Source organism: Polaribacter marinus (assembly GCF_022662535.1).
In the GTDB taxonomy this organism is placed as follows: Bacteria; Bacteroidota; Bacteroidia; order Flavobacteriales; family Flavobacteriaceae; genus Polaribacter; species Polaribacter marinus.
Window position 1 is genome coordinate 59938 of the sequence record NZ_JAKQYM010000009.1, and the last position, 15797, is coordinate 75734.

Sequence of the window (15797 nt, forward strand, 5' to 3'; positions counted from 1 at the left end):
AGCTATTTAATTTTAGAGTTTGTATTCATTTCTTTATTTTTCTCATCATTTTCTTCCTTTGCGAGATATTTATCCAAAGACAAGTATTGTGTAGTAAAATTAAATGATGGTCTTGGCTCATATTCTTCAGGTAATTCAACCTCCATTGCCTCTATAAATTTTTTGATTTTGTAATAAGGCTTCACCGAACAATACAAAGCTTTCATACCACCATTAGGAATTACAATAACCTTATCTACTGGCATTGTTCTAATTTCTGAACCTGTCATAAGCGGTCTGGTGCGGAGCATTTTCTTCTCCTTATCTTCATAATACTGATAGTCTCCTAAGGCTTTGGATATTCGGTCACATTCATCGTTTAAGCCTGTCATATAGACCTTACAGGCGTTGTTAAGGATGCTTTTAGCATTATACTGTCCGTAATTCTCATAAAGCTGATTTTCACTCTGGAGTACTCCTAGAATTGACATGTATTTTCGTGCATTCGCAATAACGTTTGAAAGGCTTGGGAGCGGAATAGAACTCAACTCATCAATGAGTAAATACAAATCATTGTCTGAATCTTTTGGAATGGAGCGGAAGATTTCTGTAAATAATTGTTCAAAAAACAAACCGAAAATTGGGCTGTAATAATTCATATTAGAAATATTGCAGTTTAAAAACAACACTATTTTCTCCGTTTTCATCCGAGAGAAATCGAAGGAATCTAAACTGGTTACATCGCAAAGAGATGGGTCTTTTCCAATAAAAGATAAATGAGAAATTGCGGAACTGATAATGTTAGATTTTGTCTTCTCGCTGTTAGCAATAACGCTCTTATATGCTCGCCATTGGCTCTCTGTAGCTTTGTCTGCAAAAAGTCCATTAACCGCATCTTCATTCCCTGCTAAGTTCTCCAGCAGATAATAAATGTTTGCGATGTTCTGATAGATTTTTGAAGTGTTTTCTAATAGGAATTCAATCAATAAACTAATCAGTTCAATAGATTTTAAATCCCAAAAATCAGATACCTTTTTACCGTTTTTCTGCACCAACATTGTAGCTACCTTTGTTATATCCGAAGGATTCTTTATGCGATGCAAAGGATTGTAATAAATTGATTGTTCTATGTTATCAGGATCAAAACTATATACTTCATATCCTTGATGAATAAAGTAATTCGTCATTTTTGAAAGTTCTCCAGAGGGATTATTTATAATCATACTGGCTGGCCTTTTATTACTTGCGTTTGCAATATTTAAAGCACTAGGAATTAAAAAAACTGTCGATTTACCAACACCACTGGGTGCGAAACATAATAAATGCTCCTTAGATTTCTTTGCTGTTAAATACTTAGTTCCTGTAATAGAAAGTCCATCATATCGTGCAGAAATCAATTTGCTTTCTTTTCCAAATTTAGCAGATAAATTATGTTTTCCTGCTAATAGGTTTTGAAGAACTCCTTCTAACAATTCTTCCCCTTTTTCTAAAAAAATACTTATTGTATCTGTGATACTCATTTGTCTAAAAGTTGTTTAAATGCGTTATTAAATGTGGCTAATAGTAATTCTCCTGCTTTGGTGAGCATATAGGTACAAATCAGCAGTATCTTCCAAAAAAACTTAAGTAATATGCCAAGAACCTTCATCAGATTTTACTATTTAAGTTTGCGGTAAATTTGATAGAGATTCCCAAGCTTGAAAATAATTGCACATACAATTGTTTTAGCTTCTGAAATAGTTCGTCTTCAGCAATTGTTTTGGGCTGATACACAACAATAACCTCTATGAATTTTGAAGGCATAATTCCTTGAGATTTGCCCAAAAACATTTTCACCAAAGCATCTCTTTGAGATTCTAATAAATGAATGTCTGCAACTCTAAAAACGGAAAACCATCGTGTATTTTCTTGTAAATCTGAAAAGACATATAGCTTACATTTACTAATAGAGTCTTTTTGCAAAACTTTTAATTCTTCTACAATTGGCAACCAAATAGAAGAATGGTTATAGGTACTACTATCTTTAGGTTTGTTTAATATATCTTCAACATCTTTATTAAAGTTAGCAACCAGCCTTCTTCGTTCCAGTTCATTCCCTAAAAGTGCCTTTTCTTGCCCCAAGGAAATTAAATCACGACTATTGTGTATCAAACTATTGATCCTTCCATACCTAAAAGTTGCAGAGCTCCATAAGTTTTTTTCATAACCAAATTGTGTGATGATCTCTTTTGCATCTGGTATTGCAACAAAATCAGTCTCTGTCATATCTTCCAATACCGAAATAACGGTATTGGTATTTTCTGAATCGGCGCAGGCTGATAGCATCAGCCCAATCACCATTATGTAGATATACTTTTTCATCATCTATAATTTTATTGCTTTATGAAATGAGGGAAGTGTAGGAATGGTATCTCCAAAGAATTTTGGAACCTCTCCGTCAGAACGATAAATACAGTTGGTTGAATAAAATGTTTTTTGACTGTCTTCGAAAAAACGTTGAATCAATTCTTGAATGTCTTGTGCATAGATTTGTATTTGCCTTCTTGCAACTTCTGCTTCGGCTTGAACCTGACGTACAGAAATAATTTCATCCTTTAGTTCTTGAATCTTTTTAGCCAATACTTCAACAGCTTCTTTGGTAATATTGTAGCGATCTAAAAGCTTTTTCTCTTTACTATTTAAACCTCTAAACTCCACCACCAAGAATGCAATAATTGAAAAGAATAAGTTTAAACAAGCAAAATAAAGTGGGTGCACACCTGTCCCAAAATTGTTACTACTATTGAAAGTAGTCGTCCTAAAAATCCCTAAAATATAGAAGATGATAAAAAGGAAAATAAACGCTACAATAGTAATCATTCTCTTTTGTGCAGGAGTTTTACCTTTCGCAATGATTTCCCCTAAATTTTCTGCTAAAAAGAAAATCCCCAAACCAATTGCCAATCCAATGACATAAGAAACAATTAACGGGTAGCCCATGGCCTGTAAAGCCGTGCCCGAAAGGAGCGTATCAACCAACACTAAAAAAACAAGTGTTAAGCGTGTCCATTTATATCTATCTGCTTTTTTTAATAAAGAGTCATCGCATGCAGCTAATTCTCTCTTTTTTAAACGATGTTCTGTTTCTATTTTCTCTAGCTCTGTTGATAATTCGTGGAGTTTAATATCAGCTTCTTGCTTCTCTGAAATAATATGAAAACTTTCTATTTCAGATTGTAGTTCCTTCTTAGCAGTCATCATCATTTTTGAATATGCTCCCTCTATAACACCACTGTAAACATCTTTTTCACAAGTAGCTTCTGGTTTAGAGGGCTTCATTGCCCCTAAGTCTTGAGCTAACGGAATCGCAATAGTTGATTTAATCGCTTCATGCTCTTGGGTTAACTTCTTTTCTAAATCTTCTATTTTATATCTAAAGATGGTGATGTTGTTACTTTTCTGTTTATTATCTATGGTTGCTTTCATAATTTCTTGTTTTTGAGTTATAGATTGAATTGTTTCTAATTCTCCAAACTGATTTAGCATGGAAGAATTCATTTATTGTGTTTAAAAGTTTTGTTTTCATAAAATGTTTATTGAGTGATTATTTTTTAATTCTTGATGGATAAATAATTTAAAACGGCAGATTTCTACTGCTGCAGGTAACTCTATGCCTTTGCTATTTTTAAATAATTTTAACAATTCGATTTCCGTATAATTTCCCTCTTCATAAGGAACTAATACATATTCGTTGGTTTTGTAATTGTGGTAGGCATCACAGTTTCTTTGCCTGTAGGTACTTACAAAATCATGGTTCAGTAAATAATTTCTTACACTTTTAAATGAGTAGGTGTTTTGTGTTTTCATGAATTTCTTTTTTTAGTTTTAGAATAGAAAAGCACAGCTTCAGATAAAGCTGTGCTTTTTTGATTAAGAATTTAAAATATCACGTTGTAACCAAGCAAATGACCCTCCATTATCTGGAAACTGTCTCCCAGAATGTATTGCAATTAAATACGCTTTATTCTGTAACTCGTTTTGCTTGAACAAACAAAAAACTAGCTTGGAAAGTTTGTGCGTGCTTTCTGCATACTTAAAATAGTATTTAGGATTTCGGGCATTTACTCTATACCAACGTGCTGTTTGTAAAACTTTATGGTAACACTTAACAGCTTCTTCTATAGAAGCTAAACTATCATTACGTTTAAAGTTTAAATAATGGTATTTACCCTGAAGATAATGAATGTACATAATAAGACCAGGGTTTAGGTCTTTGAGGTCTATTACCTTTAAGGTTTTAAAAGCAATATTTTGTCTAGTACCATCTCCAGACTTTATTTCTTCATTTAATTCCTTTAAATAAGGAAATGTAATTTTTGCTGTTCCCATTTTTTGGTTTTTAAAAAATTTAACTTTTGTTGAATTTTTCAAAACCGCTTTTTAATACAGCTAATCTCTATTGTAATTTTTACCGAACTAGTATAAGATAAAACTTACGTTTACAATTAGTGCTAGTAACCTAATTGTAGACCAGCTATTTTTCAAATGCCGTTTTGAAAAATGGTCGCCTTTAGATTTTTTCTGGAGGTGTTTTTTTTATTTCTCCTTACTCAATCTGTTGGTAAAACTACAATGTATTTTTAAGTTAAACACACTTATTTAATTGATAATCAGAATCTTAAAAACTATAAAGACACACTTAATACACAGTGAAAGAACAATGAAGACACAATGAAGATATTAAGCATAATCAAAGGCTTTGATATACTTATATATTTTCAAGGTTTAAAAATTATTTTTGTAAAAGCAGTTTTTAAGAGTAAAAAATAGAAGTAATTTTTAATATTGTTCTAAAAAAGATAAATTTGTTATTAAAATAATGATTCTGTGGATGTAAAAAGTAAAGTATCTACTATTAAAGGCACAGTTCCAGATACAATTAGAAACATTGTTAAGACGAATCTTATAGAATTTAAACTTAGATTACGTAGTGCAAAAGAAGGTCTAGGTAAACACGAAAAGGAAGCTCTAATAAATAAACTTCATTCCGAAGAGTTTATAGCATTTATGAATCATACAGATGGCAAAAAAGTTGAAGATTGCCTAATAAGTGTTTCTACCATTAGAAATCATCAGAAAAAAGGTCTTATTGGTGTGGGTGGTAAAATTGCCAAGTCTATAGATTTTTACAGTTTTTATTTTCCAGAAAATGTTGAGGAGTGGTATAAGCGGATAGAGGAATATAAAAATTTAACCTCAAAACAAACTCCTTCCATAAAAATAACGGATACAAGAAAAAAAATACATCAACAAAATACTTTTGATTTCTCTTTATTTAATTATGTAGCCACTTTAGATCGATTTAATTCATACCTACCCGCTTCTTTAATTGAAAAATTAGTCCCTGAAGAATGGGAGATACAAAAACTATCAATCATTCAAAACAAAGAAGAAAATAGAATTCACTCTTATTTTGATCAAGATGTTTCATATCTTCAATTAAGTGAAAAAGGTGTGGCTGTAGCAAATTCAATGGAATTTGATGATGTATTAATTTTTAAGATTTTAGATTATTGTGATTTTAAAATAAAAACAGAAAAACGTTTATTTATAAAAATCGCCTTAAAAAAATATTTTTTCTTTGTTCTTTTTAAAGATTTTTCTATCGATTTCAACAATCTGATACATTCCAAAAACTACCCTTCAATTCCTAAACAAACACTTTTGTATAGATTGATGGGTTTTTATTATACAGAATTGGGAGATTACCAAAAAATGCACGAGAGTTTTAAAAATTGTATTGGTCTTCTGCAAAAAGAAAACACCGAAGAATCCAGTAGTTTTTATTTAAACTGGGCTGACTGTGAAATTAAATTCGGAAAGGAAGAAAAAGCCATTGAAATTTACTATTTAGCGTTAGAAGATTTACCATTCCCTAAAAATAAAAACAGAACCATTCGCTTTATATTAGCTACCTATTATTTTGAAAGTAATGATATTGAAAAGGCTTTTTCTTTTTGGAATTTAGAGGATTTTTATTTGCTGAAAGAAAATCGTTTTGTTAATAGTTTTTATGAATTCCTGATCAAACTGATTAATAAAGACCCAAAAAAAGCAACCATTTGTCAGGAATTTGTTTTAAAACTTATCAATGAATATTCAAACAAAGGCTATACGGTTTATAGCAAAAATTTGCTTGAAGAAATAGATGAGAAAGTAACCAACAATTTTAAATTTAAAAAAGCACTTTTTTATTATTATTTACAAGAAGATAAACCCAAAGCTCTTGAATTAATTAAAAGTTTAGAATCATATGAAAAAATAAACCAAGAAATAGTTGTTGGCTTAAGAATGGATTATTTTTTAGCAGACAAAAACCCTGATTTAGCCATTTGGCACGGGACAAATAGTTTGACTTTAAACACCTACCAATATCCTTCTGTAATTTATAGAAAAATAGGAAAAATCTATTTCAAAAACAAAAAGGATTTAGAAAAAGCAAGACTCTATTTTGAAAAACTAGAAGAAGCTGAGTTATATTCTTACTTCCAATATGCAGTTACATTATTTAAAATTTCTCCTGACAAGTACAAAGAAGAAATATTTTTAATTTTTCAAAATCATTTTAAAAAATTTCCAGCAACTACAAATACTAAAGCAATAGGTACTTTTGTTACTTTTTGTCTAAAATATGATAAACGTAAATATGCAACAGCACTAATATTTAAAAAAATTCAGGAAATTCATTCCAATGAAAATTACAATAATTATTTTATTTCTTTTCTTTACCAACAACAACTCAGATTAACCGTTAACCATGAACAATCTAAGAACCTTTTAAAAGCAGCCTTAACCTATTCAATGAACCAAGAAGCTATTATTTATTCTGGATACGCAAAACATTTAATGTATAGAAATTCGGAAACTAAAATAAACAGTTCTTTTTATGATTTATATGAAGCTATTGAATATTTTAGAATTTCAAATAATAGAAAGGCTGATGATTTGATACTTTTAGATATAGCAAAATGCTATTTTAAAGTTGAGGAATATACTGCTTGCATTAAAGCGTTAGATAAAATTAGAAAGATAGATTTATATGCAGAGAAAAATTCTTTAAGAATAAAGGCTTTGTTTTATTTAAGAAACTTTAGAGAAGTTGAAAATATAATAAACGACATAAGAATAAATCATTTAAAAGGTCTTGGTTTTTTCTATCTAGCACAAAACTGGAGATTTTCAGATGAAAAAAGAAAGGCTTATTTTGAAGAAGCGATTCATCTTAATTTTAATACAGATATCAAATTCGAATTTGCCATATTCTGTTATATAAAATCAGAAAAGAAACGAAGTAAAGAATTATTAAATGAAATAAAATCTTCTTTAGATACTGAAGATAAAAAAATCGCACTTCAATCTGAATATTATAAAAGAATTAGTAGCTTTATTCCTAAAGCTTATCCAGTAACCATTAAAAAAATAGATAAGAGTATTCAAACATTAACAATTGCTAATCCAGAGGTTTTATACGGGATTGATATTTTAATTAAAAAATACCCTTTAGATATTCAAATAAACAAATTGAAATTCGATTACTTTTTTAAAATTGGAAAGTTTCATAATTGTGATAGGGTTTTAGAGAATTTTATTAAAAACAATTTGATAAATTCTAAAACGTCAAATCTTTTTTTACAGCTCTCAAAAAACCATTTTGATTATTCTCAATATTATCACCCTAAAAAACCAATCAACAGAAAAAATCAAATTAAAGCTTTGGTAAAAGCCTTTAGATATATGGAATATGTTTTAAAAATAGATCCCACTATAGAAAATCAAGCACTCTATTCAATTATTCCTTTTAAACAAGGAAATTTCAAAAAGCATACTAAAATTTATAACTCTTTATTAAAAAAACTAAAAAACGAACACGTTGAAATTTTTAAGAAAAAAATAAATTTACTTAAAAGAGAAATCAAAATATTTTTATGGGAAACTCAAAAAGATGATTATGAAAATCAACTTCTCTTTTACAGAAATCAAGAAAAACTAGCGGCGAATATTATTAGAACATCAAGTCAGAAATTTCCATCTAAACCAATTAAAATTTTAAAAAGTATTTTATTAGATACCGAATTTCACAAAGAAAACAACTACCAATTGTACAACAATATTATTACACGTTTAGGTCATTTTTATTACCATTATCATAAAAACTACAAAACTGCTCTTTATTATAAAAAACAAGTATATAAAACTCAATCCGATAATATTCCTTTCATTAGAGCTTTCTTGAAAACAACCCATGAAGTCATACATAAAAAATATCAATATGAAAAGGCTTTGGAAATTTGCGATTTCTATTTAGAAAATGTACAAATACCAACAATTTATAGATATCAAGGTAATTTTTTAAAAGAACTCGGAAGATACAAAGATGCTTACCAGTCTTATTTTAAAGCTTTAAAGATGTTTAATAAACCACATTATACCGTTATGATTCATAACAATATTATTATATTGTGTCATAGGTCTTTAGTACTAAATAATGAGCCTTTTGAATCTGTCAAAAATATAAAGGGCATTGCAAATAATTCTTTTGCTCAAATTATGAGTTTAAATTCAGATTATAAATATCGTGATAAAACTTTTAAAAAGTTAGAGGAAATTAATGCGTATACTTAATTTATTAAAAGCCTCAGCTTTTAGCATCATAAAAAAAACAACTAATACCAGTTGTCTCTTTGCATTTGCTTACGTTGTTGTTCTTGTTTGATTTGCTCCATTCTTATTTGGTCAGGAATACGTTCATTTACGTTGTACTTTGGTAAAGAAATTTCTTTTGTAGAACGTAGTTCTTGCGTTGGTATTTCTTTTGTTTTTTCATTGTAAAACGTAGTTTTTTCTTGGTTTTCCAGAAGTAAGGAATAGTAAACTCTTTTGGCTTTTTTACGCTTAAATGGGTCTTTTAAATCATTGTTCAGATAATCAGTTACTTGTATAAGATTTTGGTCTAACAGTTCCTGAATTCCATTGGTGACACTCCTATTAGACAAACCAGTTTTCTCAAATTGCGAATGAGCAATCCAATCTTTTTGTTTTACGTTTCCATTTTCATCCCGCCAACCTAAAAGATTTCGGATGATTTTTAAATATACGCGAACCGCTGAACCACTCAAATTTCCAATATGTTTATCAAAAAATAAATTTGGAACTGGTGTGGTATTAGTTAACTTCATTGTTTCCAAAATCAATCACGGGTAAATTATCATTATGATTTGGAAAAATCATGTAGTCTGTATCTGGTTGATGATATAACTGTAAAAACCAACCTCCATTTTCAGTTACTTTTACAACTCCGACCTTGTGATAAATGTGTTTGTCGCTGTTCTCTTTGTTTATAGTTTTTCGAGTAACAACATTATAAAATTTAGTCATACTAAAATTCAATTTTATGTACAATCAACCTTAGGGTTTAAGCCCAATATTTAAAGAATTTTAGTAATAAATGTTTGATAAATCTCATAATCATTTTTGACTTATGTCGTGCAAGTGGTGTTGTAGGGCATTCTTGATGTAATACCATTGTTGTGGAGGTTGCCACTATATAATTTAAATCCCTTTGGGGTATATATTGATCTCTATAAGTATAGAGAAACAACAAATTGATGGTTGAAAGTACAAACAGTAATTATATAAAATGAAAAAAATACACAATGAAGTGTATTTTTTATTAAAATTCTTAACAACTCATATTAATAGCAGCTTTGGTATACGGTCCAACAACACCATCAACATCAAGAGGTGTGATTTTCCCTTGTAACAGTTGATTAAGTTTTGTTTGAATACGTTCTACACCTAGTTTTGTTTTAGAACGGAACCATTTGTCTACGGGTCCTGCAGCTTGAGTATATTCATCAGCAAGTAATCTGTTGATGTGAGCTTGAAGAATTGAAACTTCAGTTACAACACCTTGGTTGTAAGAACTGTAAACACCATTAGTATCTCCGTTTTTCATGTTGTTAGTGATGGTAAGTTCTGAAGAACATAATTCTCCACCAAATGGGTTTGCTTCTGTTGGTGTAACTATTGGTGTTGATGTCACATCTGTATCAAACTCACATTTTGATTGTTTGTGAGTTCCGAATCTAGAGTAGTTGTTAGCAGTCTCATCTTTACAGGTATAGTTTTTTGAACTTCCACTCTTTTTAGGGTTTGGAATACGATACTTTGCGGTACTGTAATTCCCCGCAGCATCTGTTGTGGTGGCATTAATGGCGTCACCTTTCTTTGGTGCATCACTTGCATCAATATCACATGACCATACACCTGCTGCAACGATAACAGGTGCGTTGGTACAAGTACCAATATCAAGGGTGATGGTTGTTCCATCTTCTCCTGTACCGGTGATGGTGGTGTCGTTTGCTGATACTGGGGTGATGGTTGGTGTTATGGGTGCATTTGTATCAATACCTGCTGTTTCAGTGTTACTTGCTGTATTACCATAGATGTCGGTTGCTTGTGCGGTAATGTTTTCAGTATCTATTGGTATTGGAGCAAGGGTACAGCTGTAAGTACCTGTTGCATTTGTTGTTGTCGTACACGTTGCTCCACTTGGTGTAGTGATAGTTACCGTACTGTTAGCATCAGCAGTTCCTGATACAGGTACACCGGTGGTTGGTGTGTTAATTGTTGTTAGATCGATAGTGGTATCGATAACAACTTCTAGTGCTGCTGATGCTGTTGACTCGTTTCCTACAAGATCTGTTTCAGTAAGCGTGAAGTCATAGGTATCGTCAGCGATTGCTGGGCTAACTGTTACTGATACAGGTCCTACAGCTGTACAGGTATGTGTTCCTACTGCAACAGCATTAGCATACAGAGTAATAGTACTATCGTTTTCAGTACACTGAGTATCGAAAACAGGAGTATTGTTTGATGTTTTGTTGTCAGAGTTAGTGAGTCCTGTGTCTGATCCTGATTGGAGGTTTGGGGTTAAAGGGGTTGAAGGTGGGATGATGTCATCAAAAGTAATACTAATAGCATCAAGTTCGATATCTTGGTTTCCATCTGAGGTTAAGTAGGCTCTCCAAAGGAAGTCTCCACCATCAGTATCTAACGTTGCTATGTTTGTATTTATTTCTGTAGCTGTGTTTGTTTCCGTACCATCAACAAGAACTGTTGTTGCCCAAGCTGCACCATCCCAATAGTTCCATGTAGTTCCATTGTCTGTTGAGACTTGATAGTTTGTTGTACCTGCGTTGTTAGTACCGAGTGTTTCAGTGAAAGATTTTACTGAGGTGGTGAAAGTTTCAGAGGTTGTTGGGGTGATGTGGGGAGAGTCTGCTGAATAAGAGGCAGTTAATCGGACATCGATGATTTGAAGCCCAGAACTAGCATCAGCAATGTAAGCAGTGTTTCCATCTGAAGACATTCTTGCCATTCCTAACGCTACCCCAGCAGTATCATATGTAGCAATAAAAGAAGGTGTAATTGGGGTTGAAATATCAATAATCTGAAGACCTGAAGAATGATCTGCTATATATGCAGTATTACCATCTGAAGAAATAGTAACATCATAAGCACTTCCAGGAGTGTCATATACTCCAATCAAGCTTGGCGTAGCTGGGGTGGTAATATCAATGATTTGAAGACCAGAACTTTGATCTGCCACATAAGCAGTATTTCCATCAGAGGAAATAGCAAGATTACTTGCGAAATTAGGGGTATCATAAGTACCTATTAAACTTGGCGTAGCTGGAGTCGAGATATCAATAATTTGAAGCCCAGAACTAGCATCAGCAATGTAAGCAGTATTTCCATCAGAGGAAATGGTAACTTTATTTGCTGAACTAGGAGTATCATAGGTACCGATTAAACTTGGTATAGCTGGGATGGAGATATCAATAATTTGTAAGCCAAGATTACTCGCTGCTATATATGCTGTATTTCCATCTGATGAAAGCACAACACCACGAACAAAACCAGTAGGATCATAATTCCCAATAATACTTGGTGTAGCTGGGGTGGAGATATCAATGATTTGTAAGCCTAGACTTTCGTCAGCAATGTAAGCAGTGTTTCCATCTGAAGACACCTTAACATCACGTGCTGATCCAGGTGTATTAAAGTCAACAATGAGACTTGGTGTAGCTGGGGTGGAGATATCAATAATAGATAACCCTGAACTATAATCAGCTACATAAATAGTATTTTCATCTGAAGAAATAGTTATTTCAAAACTTGTGCCTGTCGTATCATAATTTCCAATAAGAGTCGGACTGAGAACTTCTGTTAGTTGCCCTAAACTTGTTGTTATATTAAGGTCTGTTGCAGAAGAAAGCGTATAATTCGCTGGAATATCAAAATTCCACGCTTGAGTTTCTGCAAAAACAGAAGATGTTGTACCAAAGAGTCCAATAGTTATAAATGTTAGTAATAGTTTTTTCATAGTTATTGTATAGAATTAATAATAATTTTTAAACTAAAAATATTAGCTTAATACATTACTAATTCTACCAAAAAAAAAACTATTGTCCTAGTTGTCTTCAACAGTTTTAATAAAAATCATATTCATTTTAAACTAATAAAAAATTACACTAATTCTAAACTATCAAGAAAAACTGGTTTGGTTTTATAATATTCTTATCTGAAGGTTCATATTAACCAAGTTATTTTAAAATTTAGTTTTACCATCCAAACCTAAACCAGATTGAGCATTCATATAACTCGCAGTTTGTGGTCCTATTATCCCATCAATAATTAAATTATTTTTTTCCTGATATGAACGAATTTCTGCATAAGTTAACTTTCCAAAAATTCCATCAATTGGCCCTACTATGTGACCATGAGAAAATATACATTCTTGGACTTGTTGAACTTTGCTTCCCTTCATTCCAATAGTGATGAGTTCTGTATATTCGATATAACATTTTATATCTGTTACTACAGGTAAGTTAAATTTTGAAAATGAAGTATCTATGCTCTCTCCATCAAACTCACACTTTGATTGTTTATGAGTACCGAAACGAGAATAGTTGTTAGCTGTCTCATCTTTACAGGTATATTTTTTTGAACTACTTCCTGATTTTTTAGTGTTTAGAATAGTGTAATCAACTGTAGATGCATTCCCTGCACCGTCAATAAATGTTGCAGTAATAGTATCACCTTTTTCAGGTGCATCAATTGGTGCAATATCACATGACCATACACCTCCAGCTACAATAACAGGTGCGTTGGTACATATACCAAAATCAAGAGTGATGGTTGTTCCATTTTCTCCTGTACCACTGATGGTGGTATCGTTTGCTGATACTAGGTCTATGGTTGGTGTAATTGGTGGGGTGATGTCAATTTAAATTGAACCAAAAGACCCCATTATAGTTGGTCCATTCCCTACCTTGTCTCGACAAGAAAATGATATGGTATAAACACCTTCAATCCAGTTTGGATCCGTAATAGTAAAATCTCCATTAACATCTAATAGTATTGATGTGTTGTATTGATTTGTAAAACCATTCGCAGGAGTTGTTGTTACCAGGACATTTCCATTTGGAGCATCTATACCACAAGAACCAACAATATCTGTGTCAATATCATTATTTGTGCTATTAGGTGTTGTCATTGATCCAGGTCCAGCAGGAGCAACAACATCATTTGTTGTATGGAGAAAAAATCGTCCTTTTTCAGGTTCTGCAGCAGTCAATGAAGCTACATAACTATCCCCAACTCCTTGAAGTTCAGTAAAAGTACTTGAGTTTTTATTTTCTATAATGATTCTATGACCTGCTGGAAAAGCTGTAATATTGTTAATAGTAATAGTCTCACTTCCATCTGCGGCAATATTAACTCCTAAAGATATTTTCATATCTCCAATTTCAGCATATGGTAGAGTTTGTATCATAAAACCTATACCTTGGCTTAGGGTATCATCTACGAGAACTGTGTAGATTCCTGTAGTACCTCCTAAAATATCATCTTCAGGATTTGCAGGCTTACCAGTAAATATGTACCCGGCATCATATGACTCATTTAAACCAGTAGTAAAACTAGTACCATTTCCAAATCTGACATCTACCGTTTGAGTTATGCCTGTAATGTCAATATCAAACTTAGATACTGTCTGTGCTTCTATATCATTTAGACTAAAAGTAAATGAGCTAACAATCAAAATATAATGTAAAAGAGATTTTATAATGCATCCTTGTCGTAACACCTCTGTTGTGCAACAGTGTTTTCTATACATAAAAACACCATCCAAAATGATGACTTAAAGTATTTTCTTACTTATTCAAAAAATATCAGTTTTATCATAACCACTAATAGCTATTGCAAATAATGATGAGAAAGCATGAGTGAAAACACATCAAACAAGCCCATCCAATAATCTTCGGATTGAGTGTTCTTACGAAAATCAGGACGTTTGGATTCCAATTCAGGATACCAACTACAAATAATTTTCGAGATACCATATTTTGTTTTACTTCCAAACTGTGCAAATACTTCTTTTATTTGTGTTCTTGAATACGAGTAGAGTGTTAGCTTTAAAACTTCAGCTTCCCTTTCAAAAGATTTAATAACATTAACTATGCGTTTGCTGATTCTATTATCATATTTTTCATAACCTCGAAGAATGACAATAGTGGGTCGATAACGTTTTACAAATTTATGTAATCGCTTGATGTAATTATCTTTTGTAAAAGGTCTGATTTTCGCCATTCCATAATTCACAATCTCATTTGGATTGTCTTCAAAAATTACATAACCCATTCCAAAATAATTGGGATATAAAACCAACGTCAATTCGTTAGCTTCCATATTGTAATTGTAAAGTTTCTAATCGATCAATAATAGTGTCCAACGTAATAAGTCGCCTTCCAACAGTAGGCGTGGTCATTCCATCGAGCAATCGTTCTTTGAGTGTTTGTGCATTGTCCAAACAATTCTTGGTAATTTCAGGATAGTGGTTTTTAAAAAGCCGTTCCATCGGAATCTTTAAGATTAAATGGTAGGTAAACAAAATACGAACACTCGCTTCTAATTTTTCATTTTCTACCTTTGAAAGATTTCCAATGTCCATTCCAATAATTCGAGCCATATCTTGCAAGGAAATTCCTGCCCGCTCCCGATAGGTTTTTAAATAATGTAGTGCGTTAAACATGATTTTAATTTAAGAAGGTTCAAGTTTTTTAGGTTTAATTTCTGAACCTAACATCATGATAAACCAGAAATGAACGACACAATAGATATGCTCTTTTGTATATAGTACAAAAAAAATCGCGGGTCCTTGTAAGTTTTGTGGAAGCAATGTGTATAAAGTGATCTCTTTATATTTTATGTGTAAGAATTTAAAGATGCTGTTACTTTTTTACGGTGTACTTTTGTATGTGTAATAATTGTAGTGTTACTTCTTTGCAGTCCTTAAAGAGAAATAACTGCACAGGTAGCCTCTAAATTGAATGAGAAATATAATTTTAAAGCTCTTCTTCGTTGTAACTTGTGATGTACTATTTTTCCCTTTTCATTTTTAACGATGATTAACTTTTTCTGAATTAATTTTGCGATGGCATCCGAAATCGCTCGTTTTGATAGACCTGTTTTTTTTGCAAAAAACCGAATAGATATCCAGTCAAATTGTTTCTGTTTTCTCGTTTCTTTATCCATCCAGCCAAAGGTTTGACGGATAATTAATAACAATACTTTTAGTTCAGTGTAACTTAAGTTAGGTAAGTAATCAAAGACAACATTAGGCACATTTGTATAAGGGTAATAAGTCATATTGAAAGCATAATGGAAAGATGCTTTTCGAGATAGACAACCTTTTTATTTTCTACAATCTGTAT

At 31.8% G+C, this 15797-nt stretch carries 14 protein-coding genes and 1 pseudogene; 1 reads left to right on the forward strand and 14 read right to left on the reverse strand.

Annotated features, from left to right (window positions below):
- Window positions 1-2: 2 nt before the first annotated feature.
- The 5 genes from MC378_RS12145 to MC378_RS12165 form a co-directional block, all read right to left on the reverse strand.
- Window positions 3-1499 (reverse strand): type IV secretory system conjugative DNA transfer family protein, encoded by a 1497-nt coding sequence (locus MC378_RS12145; RefSeq protein WP_242179030.1) that lies wholly within the window; start codon window positions 1497-1499, stop codon window positions 3-5.
- A 127-nt stretch (window positions 1500-1626) separates the two neighbouring features.
- Complete coding sequence (locus MC378_RS12150) at window positions 1627-2340, reverse strand: hypothetical protein (protein WP_242179031.1); 714 nt, start codon at window positions 2338-2340, stop codon at window positions 1627-1629.
- A gap of 3 nt (window positions 2341-2343) precedes the next feature.
- Window positions 2344-3516, reverse strand: coding sequence for a hypothetical protein (locus MC378_RS12155; protein ID WP_242179032.1), 1173 nt, complete (start codon window positions 3514-3516; stop codon window positions 2344-2346).
- Window positions 3517-3540: 24 nt separating this feature from the next.
- Window positions 3541-3825, reverse strand: a complete 285-nt coding sequence (locus tag MC378_RS12160) for a hypothetical protein (protein WP_242179033.1) — start codon at window positions 3823-3825, stop codon at window positions 3541-3543.
- A 63-nt stretch (window positions 3826-3888) separates the two neighbouring features.
- Window positions 3889-4347 carry a hypothetical protein gene (locus MC378_RS12165; protein ID WP_242179034.1) on the reverse strand — a complete coding sequence of 153 codons (459 nt, stop codon included), beginning with the start codon at window positions 4345-4347 and terminating at the stop codon, window positions 3889-3891.
- 498 nt (window positions 4348-4845) lie between these two features.
- On the opposite strand from MC378_RS12165, the gene MC378_RS12170 reads away from it, so the two are divergent.
- Window positions 4846-8640: a tetratricopeptide repeat protein gene (locus MC378_RS12170; RefSeq protein ID WP_242179035.1), complete on the forward strand. Its 3795-nt coding sequence runs from the start codon at window positions 4846-4848 to the stop codon at window positions 8638-8640.
- A gap of 41 nt (window positions 8641-8681) precedes the next feature.
- On the opposite strand, the gene MC378_RS12175 is transcribed toward MC378_RS12170, so the two are convergent.
- The 9 genes and pseudogenes from MC378_RS12175 to MC378_RS12210 form a co-directional block, all read right to left on the reverse strand.
- Entirely contained in the window at window positions 8682-9194 is a 513-nt protein-coding gene (locus MC378_RS12175) for a replication protein (protein WP_242179036.1), read from the reverse strand.
- Window positions 9181-9393, reverse strand: a complete 213-nt coding sequence (locus tag MC378_RS12180) for a hypothetical protein (RefSeq protein WP_242179037.1) — start codon at window positions 9391-9393, stop codon at window positions 9181-9183. The genes MC378_RS12175 and MC378_RS12180 overlap by 14 nt, the downstream gene beginning before the upstream one ends.
- 304 nt (window positions 9394-9697) lie before the next feature.
- Window positions 9698-12406 (reverse strand): Ig-like domain-containing protein, encoded by a 2709-nt coding sequence (locus tag MC378_RS12185; protein WP_242179038.1) that lies wholly within the window; start codon window positions 12404-12406, stop codon window positions 9698-9700.
- 225 nt (window positions 12407-12631) lie between these two features.
- The gene (locus MC378_RS12190; RefSeq protein WP_242179039.1) at window positions 12632-12850 is read right to left on the reverse strand and encodes a peptidoglycan-binding domain-containing protein; all 219 of its coding nucleotides are present in this window, start codon (window positions 12848-12850) and stop codon (window positions 12632-12634) included.
- A gap of 234 nt (window positions 12851-13084) precedes the next feature.
- Window positions 13085-13309, reverse strand: a pseudogene (locus tag MC378_RS15490) (Ig-like domain-containing protein); the annotation flags it as partial.
- Window positions 13310-14125, reverse strand: a complete 816-nt coding sequence (locus tag MC378_RS12195) for a hypothetical protein (protein WP_242179040.1) — start codon at window positions 14123-14125, stop codon at window positions 13310-13312.
- 155 nt (window positions 14126-14280) lie between these two features.
- Entirely contained in the window at window positions 14281-14772 is a 492-nt protein-coding gene (locus MC378_RS12200) for a hypothetical protein (protein ID WP_242179041.1), read from the reverse strand.
- Entirely contained in the window at window positions 14762-15115 is a 354-nt protein-coding gene (locus tag MC378_RS12205) for a helix-turn-helix domain-containing protein (protein WP_242179042.1), read from the reverse strand. Before MC378_RS12205 ends, MC378_RS12200 begins: the two co-directional genes overlap by 11 nt.
- A 260-nt stretch (window positions 15116-15375) precedes the next feature.
- The gene (locus MC378_RS12210) at window positions 15376-15732 is read right to left on the reverse strand and encodes a replication protein (protein WP_242179043.1); all 357 of its coding nucleotides are present in this window, start codon (window positions 15730-15732) and stop codon (window positions 15376-15378) included.
- Window positions 15733-15797: the final 65 nt, after the last annotated feature.